The sequence below is a fragment of the Rothia aeria genome, from assembly GCF_016726365.1.
In the GTDB taxonomy this organism is placed as follows: domain Bacteria; phylum Actinomycetota; class Actinomycetes; order Actinomycetales; family Micrococcaceae; genus Rothia; species Rothia aeria.
The window spans coordinates 666,396-683,996 of sequence record NZ_CP068102.1 but is presented as its reverse complement, the minus strand read 5'-3'; the positions used below and the strand labels follow the sequence as shown (position 1 = coordinate 683,996).

Here is a 17,601-nt window from a genome sequence, read left to right as displayed (position 1 = left end):
ACGGGGCGGGGGAGCGGTTGCTCGCCCGCCCCATTGTCTGGTGCAGGGTCGTTACAACGTATATTTGTTGTTAGATATGCATAATTTATACCTTTGATGGAATTAAAGTTTTGGGCCGCGTCGGCTTTCTCAAATGCGTTGTAGACCGGTACCCTAGACCGTAGAGAAAATACTAGGAGACACATTCATGGCTGAACGAGAATACGAGCACGAAGAATACGACGAAGTAGACGGCGAATACATCGAAGATATCGACGGCGGCGAAGAAGTCGTTGACGAAGATTTTTTTGATGAGGATGATGAAGTCGAGGAAGTAGACTCGGAATTCTTCGAGATGCACGGGGATGAGGAATACGAGGAATATTCAGAGAACCGCGCTAGCGTGAGCTGGGGCGCGGTGCTGAGTGTTGTTGCGGCTCTTATCCTGGCTGTTGCTCTGTGCGTTGTGGGTGGTCGGGCGTTGTTTGCGGCGCAGCAGGATACCGGTATTACCGGTAAAACGTGGGTGATAGAGGGTTCTTTTGTCGATGTTACCCCCGACCTGGAAACGAAAGATAATGTGGCCCGTTATAAGGGCACTTTGCCGGTTGATGAGCGTATTGATGGGAAAACATATCGTTCGAATCTGAAAGACCGTCAGAAAGTAAGCCGGGGTGAGGAGATTGAATTCCGTGGCTCTCAGACCGGTATGGTTTCCTCTGACTTCCCGCGTGAAGTGAGCGCGTTGTTGGTCGAAACTGGAGATAACCAGCTTGAGGTAATTCGCACTGGTGAAAAGGGCAGCCTGCATGAAGTAGATGAGGGTACCGTGGGCCGACAGAAACTGATTGGGTGGGCCAGCTTTATTGGTGCTTTGCTTGTTCTCATTGGTGGCGGTTATGTGGGTGTTATTTTGACTCGACGCGCTCGACAGCAAGCTCTTGAAAGTGAATATGAGGGTGAAGAAGATCTTGAACTCGATTAACCTTTAGAGTTGGCTCATATTGAGTTTTAGAGGCGGGTATCTGCGGCTGTTGAATGCCGCTGATATCCGTCTCTTTTCGTTACCCCTATCAATAATGGTGGTGAATAACACATAAATTTTGTTAGTGTGGATTGACAAGGAGAAAATAGAAAATATTTGAGTTTTTCACCCTAAATCTTTTTAAATTATTCTTCGCATAATACCTATTTTGAGCGAATATTTATGTGTGCGTGTATTATCTTTATGGAGGAGATTTTGCCGCCCGGTAACCTTCCGGTGTTCCGACGGCTGTACCTCCACGATAATGACCGAAGGAAGAAGAAGAGACATGCCTTTCCCCTCGACCAAAATCGCGCGTCAGGCTCGCATCGTTGAGCTGCTGCAAACCCGACGCGTACGTTCTCAGGCCGAATTGGCGCAGTACCTCATTGATGATGGTATGAAAGTCACCCAAGCTACTCTATCCCGTGACCTTGTTGAGATCGGTGCCGAGCGCATCCGTGATGAAGGCTCCGGGCTAATTTACGCAGTTCCGAATTACCCTGCCCGGCGCGGTGGGGGAGAAACCCCGGATGCGCGTATGATTTCTCTGTTCAAAGAACTGCTGATTACAGCTGAAGGATCTGGTAATACAACTATCCTTCGTACACCACCGGGGGCGGCACAGTTTTTGGCTTCCTCCATTGATCAGAGCGGTTTAGAAGCTATTTTAGGGACCATCGCTGGGGACGATACCGTTATGGTGGTAACACGTGACCCCTCGGGCGGTCAGGAACTTGCTGAAAGCTTCCTTGCCTGGTCGGCAGGTCAGTAGCTTTAAGAGTTTCAGGTAGAGAGCTAGTAGTATCAGCGGAGCCGCCGAACAATGGGTGTTCGGCGGCTCCGGTGCACTTTGAGGGACTGGCTCTTCTTATGAACAGTCTAATTAGCAAGTAGCTTCTGCATGCTTGGCAGATCAAAGAACTGTGCCACCTGGGCAGGGGTTTGTGTGCCGAGGTGAGGGTCAGCACCTGCTTTTAGCAGCGCCTGTGCGATGGGCTCATTATCGCGGAATACGGCGCATACAAGCGCGGTTTGTCCCCTGTCGTTGAGGCGGTTCAGATCAGCTCCGGCATCAATGAGGATGCGTACCATGTCTTCGTGTTCGTGGTAGGCGGCGAGAATAAGTAGGGTATCGCCGTTAGAGTTGGTGAGATTCACGGGTATACCTTGGTCAAGGAGTGAGGTGAGCGCTAGGGGCTTATTGTCGCGCACAAGGTCAAAGATTGAGTTGAGAAAATCAAGGTCTTGACTGGTGAGGTGTGTATCTTGAGAAGGTTGGGGTATTTGTGTGTTCATGGTTTCTCTTCCCTAATAGGGCGATTTATCGGTGTGGTACGGGGGAGTCTGCGCTCAAAGTACTTATTGTGAATTACTAAAAATATTGAAAAATGATTTTATCATAATAAGAAGAACGGGGAGGTGTCTCGGGGCCAGCCGCAGCCTCCCAAACGAGCCATGTAAAGGACTAAAATAGTGAGAACGTGCTGCACTATCTTATGCACCCCCATCAGGCGCATCTCATGACCCCTGCCCGCAAGGACATTACATGCCAACTAGCGAACCCCAACACCAACAACACTTCGCTGCACCCGCCGAGACGCGGAAAGACTCACACACGCACCTTCCCACAGTCGTGCCACAGCCACGCAATAATATCGCTGCCCTTTTAGCCGACAAAGCCCACAATAACGACACGGCACTCATTGTCCCCAGCGCTGCCGGTGGGGTAACCCATATTAGCTACCGTGAACTAGCTCAGGCAGCCGCCCGCGTACAAGACTACCTGCAGGGTATTGGTGTACGTGAAGGCGACCGCGTCGCACTTTCACTTCCCAACGTTCCCCTTATGCCCGCTATCTACTATGGTGTCCTTGCCGCAGGCGCTATCTGTGTACCGCTGAATCCGTTACTGAGCGCGGCCGAGCTGGAACACCACATTCAAGACAGCACAGCAAAAGTCCTCTTCGCCTGGGAGGGCACAAGGCTAGCCGAAGAAGCCCCACGTATTCCCCACATTGAGCGAGGCACTCTGCGCCTTGAAATACTTCGCGCGGTCACAGGCCAAGGCCCAGAAACCTGTTTCGCTCCTTTTCATATGAGCCCACCTGATAGCACCCAAGCGGTACTCACTCCATTACCGGTCTGTGGGGCAGATCCCGCGCTTATCCTCTACACCTCAGGAACCACCGGAAAGCCTAAAGGTGCCACTTTAACTCACGCAAATATCCTCAGTAACGCACATAGCTGCGCGGAGGTTTTCGAGTTCACTAACGCAGACATCATCTTTGGTGGGCTGCCGCTTTTTCATGCCTTCGGACAAACCGTGTCCATGAACGCCACATTTAGTGCAGGAGCCGCCGTTGCCCTTTTGCCTCGGTTCACTCCCACTGACGCGCTGTATCTCATTGAGCAGGCCCACGTGAGCGTACTCGCGGCGGTACCCAGCATGTACCTAGCGCTCGCCGATGTTCTTGAGTCTAATCCCGAAAGCTCAGCGTGCTTGAGGGGGCGTATCCGTTTCGGTATATCCGGTGGGTCACCTCTGCCGGAACCGGCGCATCGGAGATTTGAGAAACTGATCTCCTGCCCCATCTATGAGGGGTACGGACTGAGCGAAACGTCGCCGGTGGTCTGCTTTAATCGGTCGCAGTTTGGCCTGATAATCGGGTCGGTGGGGCGTGTGCTGCCCGGGGTGCGGATACAGGTACGCAAGCAGGACGGAACCCCAGCGCCCACCGGAGAGGCCGGGCAGCTCTGGATCTCGGGAGAAAACGTGATGGCAGGGTACTGGGAAAACCCAGAAGCCACAGAACAGGCTTTCGACGGTTCGTGGTTCGCCTCCGGCGATATTGCCAGTATCGACGCAGATAACAATATTTATATTCTTGACCGTATTAAAGATATGGTGCTGCGCAACGGTTACTCAGTGTACCCGCGAGAAATTGAAGATGTGCTCTACGCGCACCCTCAAGTGCGTACCGCCGCCGTGGTGGGAGTCCCCGACGAGCGGGTGGGAGAAGAAATCCTAGCGGTCATTCTTCCGCGTGAGGCCACAAATACCTCTCATCTGGAACATGAGTTAGACAGCTTGGCCCGCACCCACTTAGCAGCGTATAAGCACCCACGCCGCTACCTTTTTGTGAACGAGTTACCGTTAGGGCCAACCGGTAAAATACTCAAACGTGAGTTGCGGGCCGCCTTGGGACTCACCGAATAAAAGCGAGGTGCCGCTAAAACAGAGTAGAATTCTGTAGGCTACATTAGCACCATGCCCCCCGACTAAATGGGGTTGCACAGACACCTTGGATGCACAGCATCCGCCACCGGAAAGCGAGATATATGAGCGTCACCGAGCCTGCCCCCATGCAGCAGATCGTACCTGATGCGTGCACAACCATTGAGAATTATCCGCACGAGGGTATCCTTTTCTACGATGTGACCACGCTTTTTGCCAATGCCGAGGTATTCAAACAATGCATTGATGAGTTGGCCCGCCGGTTTGAAGGTACCTATGATGTGGTGGCCGGTGTTGAGGCGCGTGGTTTTTTGTTAGCATCAGCGCTTGCCTACGCCACGGGTAAAGGGATTATGACGGTGCGTAAGGCAGGTAAACTGCCGCGCGAGACATTCCGCGAAGAGTACTCCCTAGAGTATGGTACGGCGGCCGTTGAGATTCACTGCAATGATTTCCCAACGGGTACTCGGGTGCTTTTATTGGATGATATTTTAGCCACCGGAGGTACCCTGGTAGCTGCAGCGAAGCTGGTGGAGCGGGCACAGCTGCAGGTGGCTGGTATTGGTGTGCTCCTTGAGCTTGATGGCTTGGGCGGTCGTACCGCGCTTGAGTCGTACCATGTTGAGAGCCTTAGCGCGGTCACTGAGTAATTCTTCACTCACATTTTTGGGTTTTAGCTTAGGGTAAGTTTCCCACTCCTGTGTGAACCCTGTAAAATAGTTCACCGTATTTTCGATACCGCCCGGCGGTTCTCGCCCGGGCGGTATTACTGTTCTAAGGAGCCGCATTTGTCCGCAGATGACCAGCAGTACGCGAATGTAGAAGAGGCGGAACGCCGCAGGGAGCGGGTTTTCGCGGAGCAGCTCAACCTTGAGCGTGACTATGTTTCACGCCTGTATTCTCGTCTTGATACTTTGCGGCAAGAGACTGAGCAGAAGCTCGCGCAGGTGCGGAAAAACCAGGCAGTGGGTGGGCACCAGAACCGGTCGGAACGGGACTCATTTGCGGCCCACTATGAGGACCGTCTAGCGCAGCTTAACGCGGTAGATGCGCGGTTGGCGTTTGGTCGTTTAGATATGAGCCGCGGGGGCGAGGATGTGACCCGCTATATTGGGCGGCTGGGGATTACTGATGAGCAGCAGAACCGCCTGTTAATGGATTGGCGTGCCCCGGAAGCGGGAACTTTTTACCAGGCAACAGCGTTCACACCAATGGGGGTGCGTCGTCGTCGCCATCTCATGCTTGAAGGCCGCACCGTGGTGAACCTTGAAGATGAAGTATTTGACCCAGCCATGCTGCAGGATTCAGGTGAGTTACATGGCGAGGGTGCACTGCTGGCTGCGCTCAATCAGAAGCGTACGGGGCGCATGAATGATATTGTGGCGACTATTCAGGCTGAGCAGGATGCGATTATCCGCTCGGACCTGGCGGGCGTGCGCGTGGTGCAGGGCGGGCCGGGAACAGGTAAAACGGCAGTTGCTCTGCATCGTGCCGCATACCTGCTATACACGAATCGTGAGCGTCTCGCTAAGGCAGGCGTGCTGGTAGTGGGCCCCTCGAATTCGTTTATGTGGTATATCGAACGTGTGCTGCCTTCCTTGGGGGAGACAGGCGTGGTGATGGCATCGTTGGCGACCTTGTACCCGGGCTTACAGGCTGTGGCCGAGAAGAGCCGTAAAGCTGCTGCTTTAAAAGGTGAGCTGCGTATGGTGAAAGTGATTGAGCGTGCGGTTGCTGATCGGCAGAAGGTGCCGCAAGAGGCGCAGCAGCTTAACGTTGAGGGTACTGATGTTGAGCTGACTCCTGAGATGGTGCGTTCTGCCCGTGCTCGGGCTAGGGCCACAGGTAAGCCGCATAATGAGGCACGTGAGACATTCGTAAAAATACTGCTTCGTGAGCTGACCACTGCATTGGATGAGCAGTTGAATAAGGCGGCGGGCAGGGTAGTGGAACGCCCATATTTGCAGGATGATGTGCGCGGCAGTTTGGATGTGCGCCGTGCCCTTAATCTGGCGTGGATGCCGCTTTCTCCCGAAACGTTGGTGCGTTCTCTTTTTTCGAAACAGCACTATCTGATATCTGCGACACCTGATTTTACGGAACAGGAGCGGGCCCTTCTAGCACGTGAGGCTGATGCTCCTTTCACCGAGGCGGATGTGCCGCTGCTGGATGAAGCAGCCGAACTGCTGGGCGATTTTTCGAAGGTGACAGGCGCAGCGGCGGCGGCTCGCGCGGCGGCTGAGCATCAGGCGAACCTGGAGAACGCCGCTAAGGCACTGGAGAATGTGCATCAGTCTCTTGCCGATGTCGGGGCTGACGGAGTGGTCACTGCGGAGCAGATTGCAGCGATGAATGAGACTGTGCGTGAGCGCATGACAGCTGCGGCTGCGGCCCAATCTGATCGTACGTGGGCGTATGGGCATATTGTGGTGGATGAGGCTCAGGAACTTTCACCCATGCAGTGGCGTCTGCTAATGCGCCGGTGCCCCATGAAGTCTTTGACGGTAGTGGGGGATATTGCTCAGGCTTCTTCAGCAGCCGCGGCTTCTTCCTGGGAACAGGCACTTGAGCCATTTGTGGGGGAGCGTTTTACGCTTGATGAGCTGACGATTAACTACCGCACCCCGGCACAGATTTCTGATGCTGCTGTTGCTGTGGCCCGATCGGCTGGTTATGAGGTGTCAGCCCCGCGTGCAGTGCGTCAGGGTGACTGGGGGCCGCAGGTTCACCATGTTCCTGCGGAGCGTGTGGTGGCTGAGACGGTGTCTGTTGTGAACCGCGAGGTTGAGCACAGCGGCGGGGCACTGATTGGGGTTATCTGCCCACCAGATGAGTATATTGCGGTGGCACAGGCTGTGGGGCGGGCACACGCCGGGCGTACCGGTACCGCGCAGGACGCTCTTGAGAATCAGGTTCTAGTGCTCACCCCGTGGGAGGCAAAGGGGCTTGAATTTGATGTTGTGGTTATTGTTGAGCCGCAGCGTCTTATTGATGATGCGCTCGGGGCTGTGGGGGATTTATATGTGTCGATGACTCGGCCCACTCAGCGTTTGCATCTGGTAGGTGATCGTATGCCTGAGGGGCTTGAATAGAACCCGCTTGGGTCTGAACTGCTTAAAAGTCTGCGCGTAGCAGCAGCTGTGAGGCTGGGTAAGCGGGATGTTGAGAAAGCGCGTGCTCGGTTGCTACCTGCTAGGCTTAACCCTGTGTAAATCCTCTTGTGTTGCATCCGCTACCTGCGGCACGCAACCTCGACCCGTATGAAACGGAGAACCATGTCTGCCGACATCCTCAATGCGCAGCATAATGACGATACTTTTGAGAACATTTGGCAGGAGCTCAAGTGGCGCGGTCTTGTGCACGTGAGCACTGATGAGGAGGCGCTGGAGAAAGCGCTGAGCAGCGAGACTGTAACGTTCTATACCGGTTACGATCCTACCGCCGCGTCTTTGCATCTGGGGCACCTCGTGCAGCTATTGGTGATGCGTCGTTTGCAGCTTGCCGGGCATAAGCCGATTGGTTTGGTGGGTGGTTTTACGGGATTGATTGGTGATCCTCGTCAGACGTCAGAGCGTGTGCTTAATTCCCGTGAAGTTGTTGCTGGGTGGGTTGATTCGTTGCGTTCCCAGATTGAGCGGTTTCTCTCGTTTGAGGGAGAGAACGGCGCCCGGATGGTGAATAACTTGGACTGGGGCGGGCAGCTTTCCGCTATTGATTTCTTGCGTGATGTTGGTAAGCATTTCCGTGTGGGAACTATGGTGAAGAAGGAAATCGTTGCTAAACGCCTGAACTCAGAAGAGGGTATTTCTTACACCGAGTTTTCATACCAGATTTTGCAGGGGCTGGATTACCTTGAGCTTAATCGTCAGTACGGGTGTGCCCTGCAAACCGGTGGCTCTGATCAGTGGGGTAATCTCACCAGCGGTACTGAGCTGATTCGTAAGGTTGAGGGTAAAACCGTTCACGCTATTGGAACTCCACTGATTACCAATTCCGATGGCACGAAGTTTGGTAAGAGCGAAGGCAACGCAATTTGGCTGAATCCTCAGATGTGCTCACCCTATGCCTTCTACCAGTTCTGGCTTAATACCGCTGATGCTGATGTGGTGGACCGTTTGAAGGTCTTTACTTTCTTGACTCGTGCCGAGATTGGCGAATACGAGCATAAGGTTGAAACGGAAGCGTATAAACGTGAGGCTCAGAAACGACTCGCCTATGAGGTGACAGCTCTTGTGCATGGTGTTGAGGCTACACATCAGGCTATTGCGGCTTCGGAAGCTCTTTTTGGTAAAGGTGATTTTGCGGCTTTGGATGAAAGCACTCTTCAAGCGGTGATGAGTGAACTGCCTTCAGTTGAGCTCTCTTCAGATCAGCTGGATTTGATTACGGTGCTTACGGAGCTTGGTTTTGCTTCTTCCAAATCTGAAGCACGCCGCATTTTGAAAGAAGGCGGCGCCTCGGTTAACGGGGCGAAGGTTCAGGGGGAGGGGGCCGTGATTACAGCTGAGCAGTTGCTTCACGGTAAGTACGCGATTGTGCGTCGTGGTAAGAAAAACCAGGGTGCTATTACGGTCGTATAGAGATTTTGACTGTAGACATTGAAGGGGGTTTACTGCACAGCTTGTGCAGTAAACCCCCTTCTTTTTACTGCCGCGGGTAAAACGTGGGTGAAGACGCCATAGGCGCGAATGCGCTGCCATACCGGTAATTACCCTTAGGGAAGGGCCCTGCCGCACCCAGATACCAGAGTGCTGAAAAATTTTTGTGAGAATTTTTAACGGTCCAACAGGCCAGCAGTTCCGCGTGTTTTCAAGGAACTCTGAGGTGTGCGGGCCTCCGTATAGCTTGTTTACCCCCCAATACAGGCATATTTGTGTTGCAGAACACTCTAATCCGGGTTGCGTGTTGTGTGGGGGGTGTGTATAGTTGTATGAGTCGCCGCGGCGAGGGGCCCTGAAGGGGTGCTGTTGATGTTGTGGTTGGCTCTGAATGATGACTGTCTGGGGGGCTTCTGCGTGCCTGTTGTGGGTGTGTGGTGGTGTCCTGGGGTGGTGTGTTGTTTGAGAACTCAATAGTGTGCTTTTTTGGTTTCGAGCAAATTGTTTTTGTTTGGAAATGTGATACCAATTATTTTATTTATTTTTTGATTGATGACCGTTTGTGGTTTCAATTGTGTCAGCGTGGATCGTGCACCCCCGTGTACGGTTTGTGTTGGTGTTTGAGATCGGGTTGTCAGGCTTTTTGTTTTGTAACGGAGAGTTTGATCCTGGCTCAGGACGAACGCTGGCGGCGTGCTTAACACATGCAAGTCGAACGATGAAGCGGTGCTTGCACCGTGGATTAGTGGCGAACGGGTGAGTAATACGTGAGTGACCTACCTTTGACTCTGGGATAAGCCTGGGAAACTGGGTCTAATACCGGATACGACCAATCTCTGCATGGGGTGTTGGTGGAAAGCGTTATGGAGTGGTTTTAGATGGGCTCACGGCCTATCAGCTTGTTGGTGAGGTAATGGCTTACCAAGGCGACGACGGGTAGCCGGCCTGAGAGGGTGACCGGCCACACTGGGACTGAGACACGGCCCAGACTCCTACGGGAGGCAGCAGTGGGGAATATTGCACAATGGGCGCAAGCCTGATGCAGCGACGCCGCGTGAGGGATGACGGCCTTCGGGTTGTAAACCTCTGTTAGCATCGAAGAAGCGAAAGTGACGGTAGGTGCAGAGAAAGCGCCGGCTAACTACGTGCCAGCAGCCGCGGTAATACGTAGGGCGCGAGCGTTGTCCGGAATTATTGGGCGTAAAGAGCTTGTAGGCGGTTGGTCGCGTCTGCTGTGAAAGGCCGGGGCTTAACTCCGGTTTTGCAGTGGGTACGGGCTAACTAGAGTGCAGTAGGGGAGACTGGAATTCCTGGTGTAGCGGTGGAATGCACAGATATCAGGAGGAACACCGATGGCGAAGGCAGGTCTCTGGGCTGTAACTGACGCTGAGAAGCGAAAGCATGGGGAGCGAACAGGATTAGATACCCTGGTAGTCCATGCCGTAAACGTTGGGCACTAGGTGTGGGGGACATTCCACGTTTTCCGCGCCGTAGCTAACGCATTAAGTGCCCCGCCTGGGGAGTACGGCCGCAAGGCTAAAACTCAAAGGAATTGACGGGGGCCCGCACAAGCGGCGGAGCATGCGGATTAATTCGATGCAACGCGAAGAACCTTACCAAGGCTTGACATGCATTAGATCGCGTCAGAGATGGCGTTTCCCTTCGGGGCTGGTGTACAGGTGGTGCATGGTTGTCGTCAGCTCGTGTCGTGAGATGTTGGGTTAAGTCCCGCAACGAGCGCAACCCTCGTTCTATGTTGCCAGCGGTTCGGCCGGGGACTCATAGGAGACTGCCGGGGTCAACTCGGAGGAAGGTGGGGATGACGTCAAATCATCATGCCCCTTATGTCTTGGGCTTCACGCATGCTACAATGGCCGGTACAGAGGGTTGCGATACTGTGAGGTGGAGCTAATCCCTTAAAGCCGGTCTCAGTTCGGATTGGGGTCTGCAACTCGACCCCATGAAGTCGGAGTCGCTAGTAATCGCAGATCAGCAACGCTGCGGTGAATACGTTCCCGGGCCTTGTACACACCGCCCGTCAAGTCACGAAAGTTGGTAACACCCGAAGCCGGTGGCCTAACCCTTGTGGGGGGAGCCGTCGAAGGTGGGATTGGCGATTGGGACTAAGTCGTAACAAGGTAGCCGTACCGGAAGGTGCGGCTGGATCACCTCCTTTCTAAGGAGCTCAACTATATTGGTTGGCCATGCCATCTGCGAGTGTCGGATGGGTGGTTTGCTCATGGGTGGAATGTCATGTTTCCTGGTTTGTGGTGGGGCCATTGAGGTGCGCTGTTGGGTTTTCGGGCTGCACGCTGTGTGGTCTGTGTGACTGGCTGGTGCTGGTGCTGGGGGTTTTCTCTGGTGCTGGTGGTGGTGTGGTTTGTTGTTTGAGAACTGTATAGTGGACGCGAGCATCTTCTGGAAGCTGTGCTGTGCACCCGCCTGTTTTGTGTGTGGGTGTGTGGTGAGTTTTCTGTGATTTTTTCTTTGATTGTTTGTAAGTTGTTAAGGGCACACGGTGGATGCCTTGGCACTAGAAGCCGATGAAGGACGTGTGAATCTGCGATAAGCCTCGGGGAGCCGATAACTGGGCGTTGATCCGAGGATGTCCGAATGGGGAAACCTTGCTCATTGTTATGGTGAGTGACCGCTGGTTGAATGTATAGGCCAGTTGGGGGGAACGCGGGGAAGTGAAACATCTCAGTACCCGCAGGAAGAGAAAATAATAATGATTCTGTTAGTAGTGGCGAGCGAAAGCGGAAGAGACTAAACCTGTGGTGTGTGATACCGGTCGGGGGTTGCATCATGGGGGTTGTGGGAGGCGTCGTGGCAGTTCTGACCGGCTGTTGGCGTGATGTTCAGGATGGTAGGTGAATGGTCTGGGAAGGCCGACCGGAGTGGGTGAGAGTCCCGTAGCTGAAATTGTTCTGACCGCGTGGCGTTTGTCCCGAGTAGCACGGGGCTCGTGGAATCTCGTGTGAATCTGCCAGGACCACCTGGTAAGTCTAAATACTTTCTAGTGACCGATAGTGGATCAGTACCGTGAGGGAATGGTGAAAAGTACCCCGGGAGGGGAGTGAAAGAGTACCTGAAACCGTGTGCTTACAAGCCGTTATAGCCCCCGTTGTGTGGGGTGGTGGCGTGCCTTTTGAAGAATGAGCCTGCGAGTTAGTGTTTTGTCGCGAGGTTAACCCGTGTGGGGTAGTCGTAGCGAAAGCGAGTCTGAATAGGGCGTTGTAGTGGCAGGATCTAGACCCGAAGCGGAGTGATCTATCCATGGCCAGGTTGAAGCACGTGTAAGAGCGTGTGGAGGACCGAACCCACCTAGGTTGAAAACTGGGGGGATGAGCTGTGGATAGGGGTGAAAGGCCAATCAAACTCTGTGATAGCTGGTTCTCCCCGAAATGCATTTAGGTGCAGCGTTGCATGTTTCTTGCCGGAGGTAGAGCGACTGGATGGCTGATGGGCCCGCGAGGGTTACTGACGTTAGCTAAACTCCGAATGCCGGTAAGTGAGAGTGTAGCAGTGAGACAGTGGGGGATAAGCTTCATTGTCGAGAGGGAAACAGCCCAGACCATCAACTAAGGCCCCTAAGCGTGTGCTAAGTGGGAAAGGATGTGGAGTTGCTGAGACAACCAGGAGGTTGGCTTAGAAGCAGCCATCCTTGAAAGAGTGCGTAATAGCTCACTGGTCAAGTGATTCTGCGCCGATAATGTAGCGGGGCTCAAGTACACCGCCGAAGTTATGGCAATCAGTCCTTGTGGCTGGTTGGGTAGGGGAGCGTCCTGCATGAGGTGAAGCTGCCACGGGAGTGTGTGGTGGATTGTGTGGGAGTGAGAATGCAGGCATGAGTAGCGAATCACGGGTGAGAAACCCGTGCGCCGGATGATCAAGGGTTCCAGGGTCAAGTTAATCTGCCCTGGGTTAGTCGGGGCCTAAGGCGAGGCCGACAGGCGTAGTCGATGGATAACGGGTTGATATTCCCGTACCAGTGAAGAACCGTCCATACTGATATTGTGATGCTAACCATGCCGAACACAGTGTGCTGCTCTTTTGGGTGGTGTGTTGTGGGGTGTGTGGGACCCAGGCTTTGGAGGTAAGCGTGTTAACAGGTGTGACGCAGGAAGGTAGCCAAGCCACGCGGTGGTTGTCGTGGTCTAAGCGTGTAGGATGGTTGGTTGTTAAATGCGCCAGCTGTGTGTCTGAGACGTGATGGGACCCCGTTGTTGGGGGATTTGGTGATCCTATGCTGTCGAGAAAAGCATCGGCGTGAGGTTTGAGCTGCCCGTACCCGAAACCGACACAGGTGATCAGGTAGAGAATACTAAGGCGATCGAGAGAATCATGGTTAAGGAACTCGGCAAAATGCCCCCGTAACTTCGGGAGAAGGGGGGCCCTGAGCGTGATCTGCCCGTGCGGTGGGGAGCGTGTAGGGGTCGCAGAGACCAGGGGGAAGCGACTGTTTATCAAAAACACAGGTCCGTGCGAAGTCGTAAGACGAGGTATACGGACTGACTCCTGCCCGGTGCTGGAAGGTTAAGAGGAGTGGTTAGCCCTTTTGGGGGCGAAGCTGCGAATTTAAGCCCCAGTAAACGGCGGTGGTAACTATAACCATCCTAAGGTAGCGAAATTCCTTGTCGGGTAAGTTCCGACCTGCACGAATGGAGTAACGACTTCCCTACTGTCTCAACCATGAACTCGGTGAAATTGCAGTACGAGTAAAGATGCTCGTTTCGCGCAGCAGGACGGAAAGACCCCGTGACCTTTACTATAGTTTGGTATTGGTGTTTGGGTTGGCTTGTGTAGGATAGGTGGGAGACTGTGAAGCCGCTACGCTAGTGGTGGTGGAGTCGTTGTTGAAATACCACTCTGGTCAATCTGAGCGTCTAACTTCGGGCCATGATCTGGTTCAGGGACAGTGCCTGATGGGTAGTTTAACTGGGGCGGTTGCCTCCTAAAGTGTAACGGAGGCGCCCAAAGGTTCCCTCAGCCTGGTTGGCAATCAGGTGTTGAGTGTAAGTGCACAAGGGAGCTTGACTGTGAGAGTGGCGGCTCGAGCAGGTGCGAAAGCAGGGACTAGTGATCCGGCAGTGGCGTGTGGAAGCGCTGTCGCTCAACGGATAAAAGGTACCTCGGGGATAACAGGCTGATCTTGCCCAAGAGTCCATATCGACGGCATGGTTTGGCACCTCGATGTCGGCTCGTCGCATCCTGGGGCTGGAGTCGGTCCCAAGGGTTGGGCTGTTCGCCCATTAAAGCGGTACGCGAGCTGGGTTCAGAACGTCGTGAGACAGTTCGGTCCCTATCCGCTGCGTGCGTTGGAGAATTGAGAAAGGCTGTCCTTAGTACGAGAGGACCGGGACGGACGAACCTCTGGTATGTCAGTTGTACCGCCAGGTGCATGGCTGATTGGCTACGTTCGGGAGGGATAACCGCTGAAAGCATCTAAGCGGGAAGCTTGTTTCGTGATGAGTTCTCCTGGCACCTTTTGGGTGTGTGAGGTTCCCTGTAGATGACGGGGTTGATAGGCCGGGTATGGAAGCGCTGTAAGGTGTGGAGTTGACTGGTACTAATAGACCGAAGGCTTACAATATAGTCATTTTTGTGTGTTTGTGTTCACTGTACAGTTTTGAGGCAACAAACCATTCTTTACGGGGGTAATCCCCGTGAAGGTGTTGTTGTGTGGTTTTGCGGTGGTGATAGCCGGGGGGAAACGCTCAGTCTCCTTTTCGAACCTGGTTGCTAAGCCCTGTGGTGTTGATGGTACTGCATCTTGGTGGGTGTGGGAGAGTAGATGGCTGCCGCAATTTTTTTTGTGAGTGGGGGTCCCCTGTGTGGGGGCCCTCTCTTTTTTTGTGCCCCTAAGGGGGGTGCGTGTGTGGGGTTTTGGTTTTAGTGGGGGTGTGCTGCGTGTGTGGGGGTGTTTGGGGGTCTACACAAAAAAAGCCAGAGCATTTTTGTTGTTCAGTGCTTGAACCATACTATGCACTAGGCAGCCCGAGTAGGTTGTTGACGGGGTATATCTCGAAGAAGTATTCACCTTATGGGACCTCAGGTGCACATTCACCCAGTCTGTAATAGACTATAACGGAGTAATAGTGCGCCTATAACCCTGAAATGGCGTATCCCGCCCCAAGGAGCTTCATGTCTGAGAAACCCCGCCGCACATCCAACGCATCTGGCGATAATCGTCCCATGTACAAAGGTAACCGTACTGAAAAATCACGCGGTAAAAAAGGTGGCTACAAAGGTAAAGGGTTTAAAGACAACCGCCGGGATGGTAAGGGATACGATCGTAATGGAGCCTCCGGCCGCGGCGATAAAAAATTCAACCGAAATCACCAATCAAGCCAGCGTTCCAGCACTCGCAGGCAGCACAGTTCAGAAGACATGCCTCAAGAAGATGTGCGCACTATTGGAGGGCGCGCAGGGTACCGGCCCTCAAAAGCGAAAGCCCCTGAAATTGATAATGATGTTACTGGGCGGGAACTAGATGGGGCCACCAACCGCCAGCTGCGAGCCCTAGAACCTCGTAACGCCGAAACTGTGGCAAAGCACCTTGTTATGGCCGGGCGCTACCTCGATATTGACCCTCAGTTCGCCCTTGAGCACGCTATTGCAGCCTCACGGAGCGCTGGGCGCATCGCCGCAGTACGCGAAGCCGTGGGTGTTACTGCATATGTGGCCGAAGAGTACGAGACCGCGCTGCGGGAGCTGCGCACCCACCGGCGAATCAGCGGATCCAATGAGCATCTTGCACTGCTGGTCGACTGCGAACGCGCTCTGAATAGGCTCCCTAAAGCACTTGAAATGCTTAACGAAGCACAACGCGAAGACCTACCAACAGCGGTACGGGTGGAATTGGCAATCGTCGAATCGGGCATCTACATCGATCAAGGCAAAAAATCTCAGGCCATTGCTGTATTACGTATCCCTCAGCTTGACCCTAAACGTGCCTATCACTATAGCCCCCGCCTATTCACTGCTTATGCGGCTGCCCTCGCTAATGCAGGGAAAAAACAGGAAGCACAGCGGTGGGAACGACTGGCCCACATGGCTGAAGCAGCTCTGGGACAAGGCGACTATGCCGAACCCGAAATTTTCGACATCTATGGGGAATCGGATCTTCTGGAACCCGAAGAAAACCCCGCAACTGACGAACAACCAGATAGTGTAGAAACCGCTGATCTTTCCGAACAAGAGGAAGCGAAAACTACCTCAGAAAATACCGGTGTAAAAGAAACAGAGGCTAGTACTGATGAGCTGCATGGGGAGAATGCCCCAAATGTTGCGGACGAGGAGTCCGAAGAAGACAGCATCATTGACGTTGCGGAATCTGCGGAGAACAAGGTAAAGACCAACCAGGATACCCTCAACTCTGTGCGAGCACAGCAACAAACGGAACCTCAGTAAGAAACCGGCTCTTCAACTAACCCTGCAAAATAGCTGTAGAACCTATCCCCAACCCGCCTACAGTACTCCGGAGGGAAACCCCTGAAAGGTGCACCATGAGTGAAACCCTGCTCAGCGGCTACGACGCGCTGCTATCTGACCTAGACGGCGTGGTGTACGCTGGTCCTTTCGCCATACCCGGCGCCACCGAAGCGCTCAACCGTGCCGAAGACAGCGGTACCCCCGTGGTATTCGTGACTAATAATGCATCCCGTTCTGTGGACTCAGTCGCTGAACACCTACGCGAATTAGGCGTGAAAACCCGTGCCGACCGTGTGGTCAGCTCCGCTCAAGCTAGTGCAGCTCTTCTCGCGCAGCAGCTACCCGCAGGGGCGAATGTGCTCGTGACAGGCACAGACGCCCTCGCCAACTGTGTGCGGGAGGCCGGGCTCACCCCCGTACGGTCACAGCACGAAAACCCGGTAGCGGTTGTTCAAGGATTCAACCCACGCCTCATCTGGGAAGATCTGGCAGAGGCATCCTACACTCTTGTCGACGAACAGGTGCTATGGGTGGCGACTAATACCGATAAAACCATCCCCAAAGAACGCGGCCAAGCGCCCGGAAACGGGACTCTCGTCGCTGCTGTAGCGACCGCTACAGGACGTACTCCACAGGTGGCGGGTAAGCCTGAGGCAGCAATTTTTGAAACAGCGGCCGCATCGGTTAAAGCTCAGAAACCAGTGGTGGTCGGCGACCGGCTTGATACCGATATTCTGGGCGCGAACCGCGCCGGTATGCACGGGGCGATAGTACTCACCGGGGTACAAACCTACGCCGATGTGATTGCAGCTGTACCTGACCAGCGGCCAGTCTACATCCTGCGCACCCTTGACGACTTCTTTGCTCCCTACCCGAATATTGAGGTGGTGTTTGAAGGGTACGAGACCGCAGCCTACGGCCCCCGCTGGCAGGCAAATGTTCGTGGAGAACACATTCAGCTCACGGCCCCTGAAGGATTCAGCACGACTGCTGCGCATAAAAACTTTGCTGGAAGCGACGATGAAGCAGAAGCCTGGCGTGTAGCATGTGCCGCGTGGTGGGCTGCCCATCCCGATCGGGGAGGGATGCCCGAAGTACACGGGTTACCCAATGCGAGCGGTTCCGAGGGAGCCTCATGAGCGAAAAAAGCACCGGTGCTGAACTAACCCTAGAAAACGGCCCTGAAACACTGTTGAGTGATGAGGAACGCGCGGAGTATGAAGCCTTCGAAGAGAAGCTGGCCGCAGCACTCGCCCTAGATCCTTTGGAACGCATTAACGCCTATGGGAAACTCGTGGAAAAACTCACCGCTGAACTCGAAAGCTGAG

The 17,601-nt window shown here is 54.0% G+C and carries 10 protein-coding genes and 3 rRNA genes; 12 read left to right on the top strand and 1 reads right to left on the bottom strand.

Features of this window, described 5'->3' with window-relative positions:
* The first annotated feature begins 187 nt into the window (after nucleotides 1–187).
* Nucleotides 188–964 (top strand): hypothetical protein, encoded by a 777-nt coding sequence (locus I6I94_RS02820; protein ID WP_006888977.1) that lies wholly within the window; start codon nucleotides 188–190, stop codon nucleotides 962–964.
* Between the two features lie 328 nt (nucleotides 965–1,292).
* Entirely contained in the window at nucleotides 1,293–1,778 is a 486-nt protein-coding gene (locus I6I94_RS02815; protein WP_023132807.1) for an arginine repressor, read from the top strand.
* A 107-nt stretch (nucleotides 1,779–1,885) separates the two neighbouring features.
* On the opposite strand, the gene I6I94_RS02810 is transcribed toward I6I94_RS02815, so the two are convergent.
* On the bottom strand, nucleotides 1,886–2,302 hold the full coding sequence (locus I6I94_RS02810) for an ankyrin repeat domain-containing protein (RefSeq protein WP_128087610.1): 417 nt from the start codon (nucleotides 2,300–2,302) through the stop codon (nucleotides 1,886–1,888).
* Between the two features lie 250 nt (nucleotides 2,303–2,552).
* Here I6I94_RS02810 and I6I94_RS02805 point away from each other — a divergent pair, with 250 nt between their 5' ends.
* From I6I94_RS02805 to I6I94_RS02760, 10 genes are all read left to right on the top strand, one after another.
* Nucleotides 2,553–4,223 (top strand): AMP-binding protein, encoded by a 1,671-nt coding sequence (locus tag I6I94_RS02805; RefSeq protein ID WP_236588910.1) that lies wholly within the window; start codon nucleotides 2,553–2,555, stop codon nucleotides 4,221–4,223.
* A gap of 122 nt (nucleotides 4,224–4,345) precedes the next feature.
* Complete coding sequence (locus I6I94_RS02800) at nucleotides 4,346–4,891, top strand: adenine phosphoribosyltransferase (RefSeq protein WP_128087611.1); 546 nt, start codon at nucleotides 4,346–4,348, stop codon at nucleotides 4,889–4,891.
* A gap of 138 nt (nucleotides 4,892–5,029) precedes the next feature.
* A complete protein-coding gene (locus I6I94_RS02795) occupies nucleotides 5,030–7,333 on the top strand; it encodes a HelD family protein (RefSeq protein WP_128087612.1) in 2,304 nt (767 codons plus the stop codon).
* 183 nt (nucleotides 7,334–7,516) lie between these two features.
* Complete coding sequence (gene tyrS / locus I6I94_RS02790) at nucleotides 7,517–8,821, top strand: tyrosine--tRNA ligase (RefSeq protein WP_201620850.1); 1,305 nt, start codon at nucleotides 7,517–7,519, stop codon at nucleotides 8,819–8,821.
* A 668-nt stretch (nucleotides 8,822–9,489) separates the two neighbouring features.
* A 16S ribosomal RNA gene (locus I6I94_RS02785) occupies nucleotides 9,490–11,015 on the top strand.
* A 319-nt stretch (nucleotides 11,016–11,334) separates the two neighbouring features.
* A 23S ribosomal RNA gene (locus I6I94_RS02780) occupies nucleotides 11,335–14,432 on the top strand.
* 96 nt (nucleotides 14,433–14,528) lie between these two features.
* Nucleotides 14,529–14,646, top strand: a 5S ribosomal RNA gene (rrf, locus tag I6I94_RS02775).
* Together the 16S, 23S and 5S rRNA genes form the textbook arrangement of a ribosomal RNA operon.
* 337 nt (nucleotides 14,647–14,983) lie before the next feature.
* Nucleotides 14,984–16,252, top strand: a complete 1,269-nt coding sequence (locus I6I94_RS02770; protein ID WP_236588909.1) for a tetratricopeptide repeat protein — start codon at nucleotides 14,984–14,986, stop codon at nucleotides 16,250–16,252.
* A 95-nt stretch (nucleotides 16,253–16,347) separates the two neighbouring features.
* Complete coding sequence (locus I6I94_RS02765) at nucleotides 16,348–17,412, top strand: HAD-IIA family hydrolase (RefSeq protein WP_128087613.1); 1,065 nt, start codon at nucleotides 16,348–16,350, stop codon at nucleotides 17,410–17,412.
* Complete coding sequence (locus tag I6I94_RS02760) at nucleotides 17,409–17,600, top strand: GTPase (protein ID WP_236588908.1); 192 nt, start codon at nucleotides 17,409–17,411, stop codon at nucleotides 17,598–17,600. The genes I6I94_RS02765 and I6I94_RS02760 overlap by 4 nt, the downstream gene beginning before the upstream one ends.
* Nucleotide 17,601 lies beyond the last annotated feature (1 nt).

Coding starts and splice junctions, on each gene's coding strand:
- I6I94_RS02820 (WP_006888977.1), top strand. CDS start 188: ATGGCTGAACGAGAATACGAGCACGAAGAATACGACGAAGTAGACGGC.
- I6I94_RS02815 (WP_023132807.1), top strand. CDS start 1,293: ATGCCTTTCCCCTCGACCAAAATCGCGCGTCAGGCTCGCATCGTTGAG.
- I6I94_RS02810 (WP_128087610.1), bottom strand. CDS start 2,302: ATGAACACACAAATACCCCAACCTTCTCAAGATACACACCTCACCAGT.
- I6I94_RS02805 (WP_236588910.1), top strand. CDS start 2,553: ATGCCAACTAGCGAACCCCAACACCAACAACACTTCGCTGCACCCGCC.
- I6I94_RS02800 (WP_128087611.1), top strand. CDS start 4,346: ATGAGCGTCACCGAGCCTGCCCCCATGCAGCAGATCGTACCTGATGCG.
- tyrS (WP_201620850.1), top strand. CDS start 7,517: ATGTCTGCCGACATCCTCAATGCGCAGCATAATGACGATACTTTTGAG.
- I6I94_RS02770 (WP_236588909.1), top strand. CDS start 14,984: ATGTCTGAGAAACCCCGCCGCACATCCAACGCATCTGGCGATAATCGT.
- I6I94_RS02765 (WP_128087613.1), top strand. CDS start 16,348: ATGAGTGAAACCCTGCTCAGCGGCTACGACGCGCTGCTATCTGACCTA.
- I6I94_RS02760 (WP_236588908.1), top strand. CDS start 17,409: ATGAGCGAAAAAAGCACCGGTGCTGAACTAACCCTAGAAAACGGCCCT.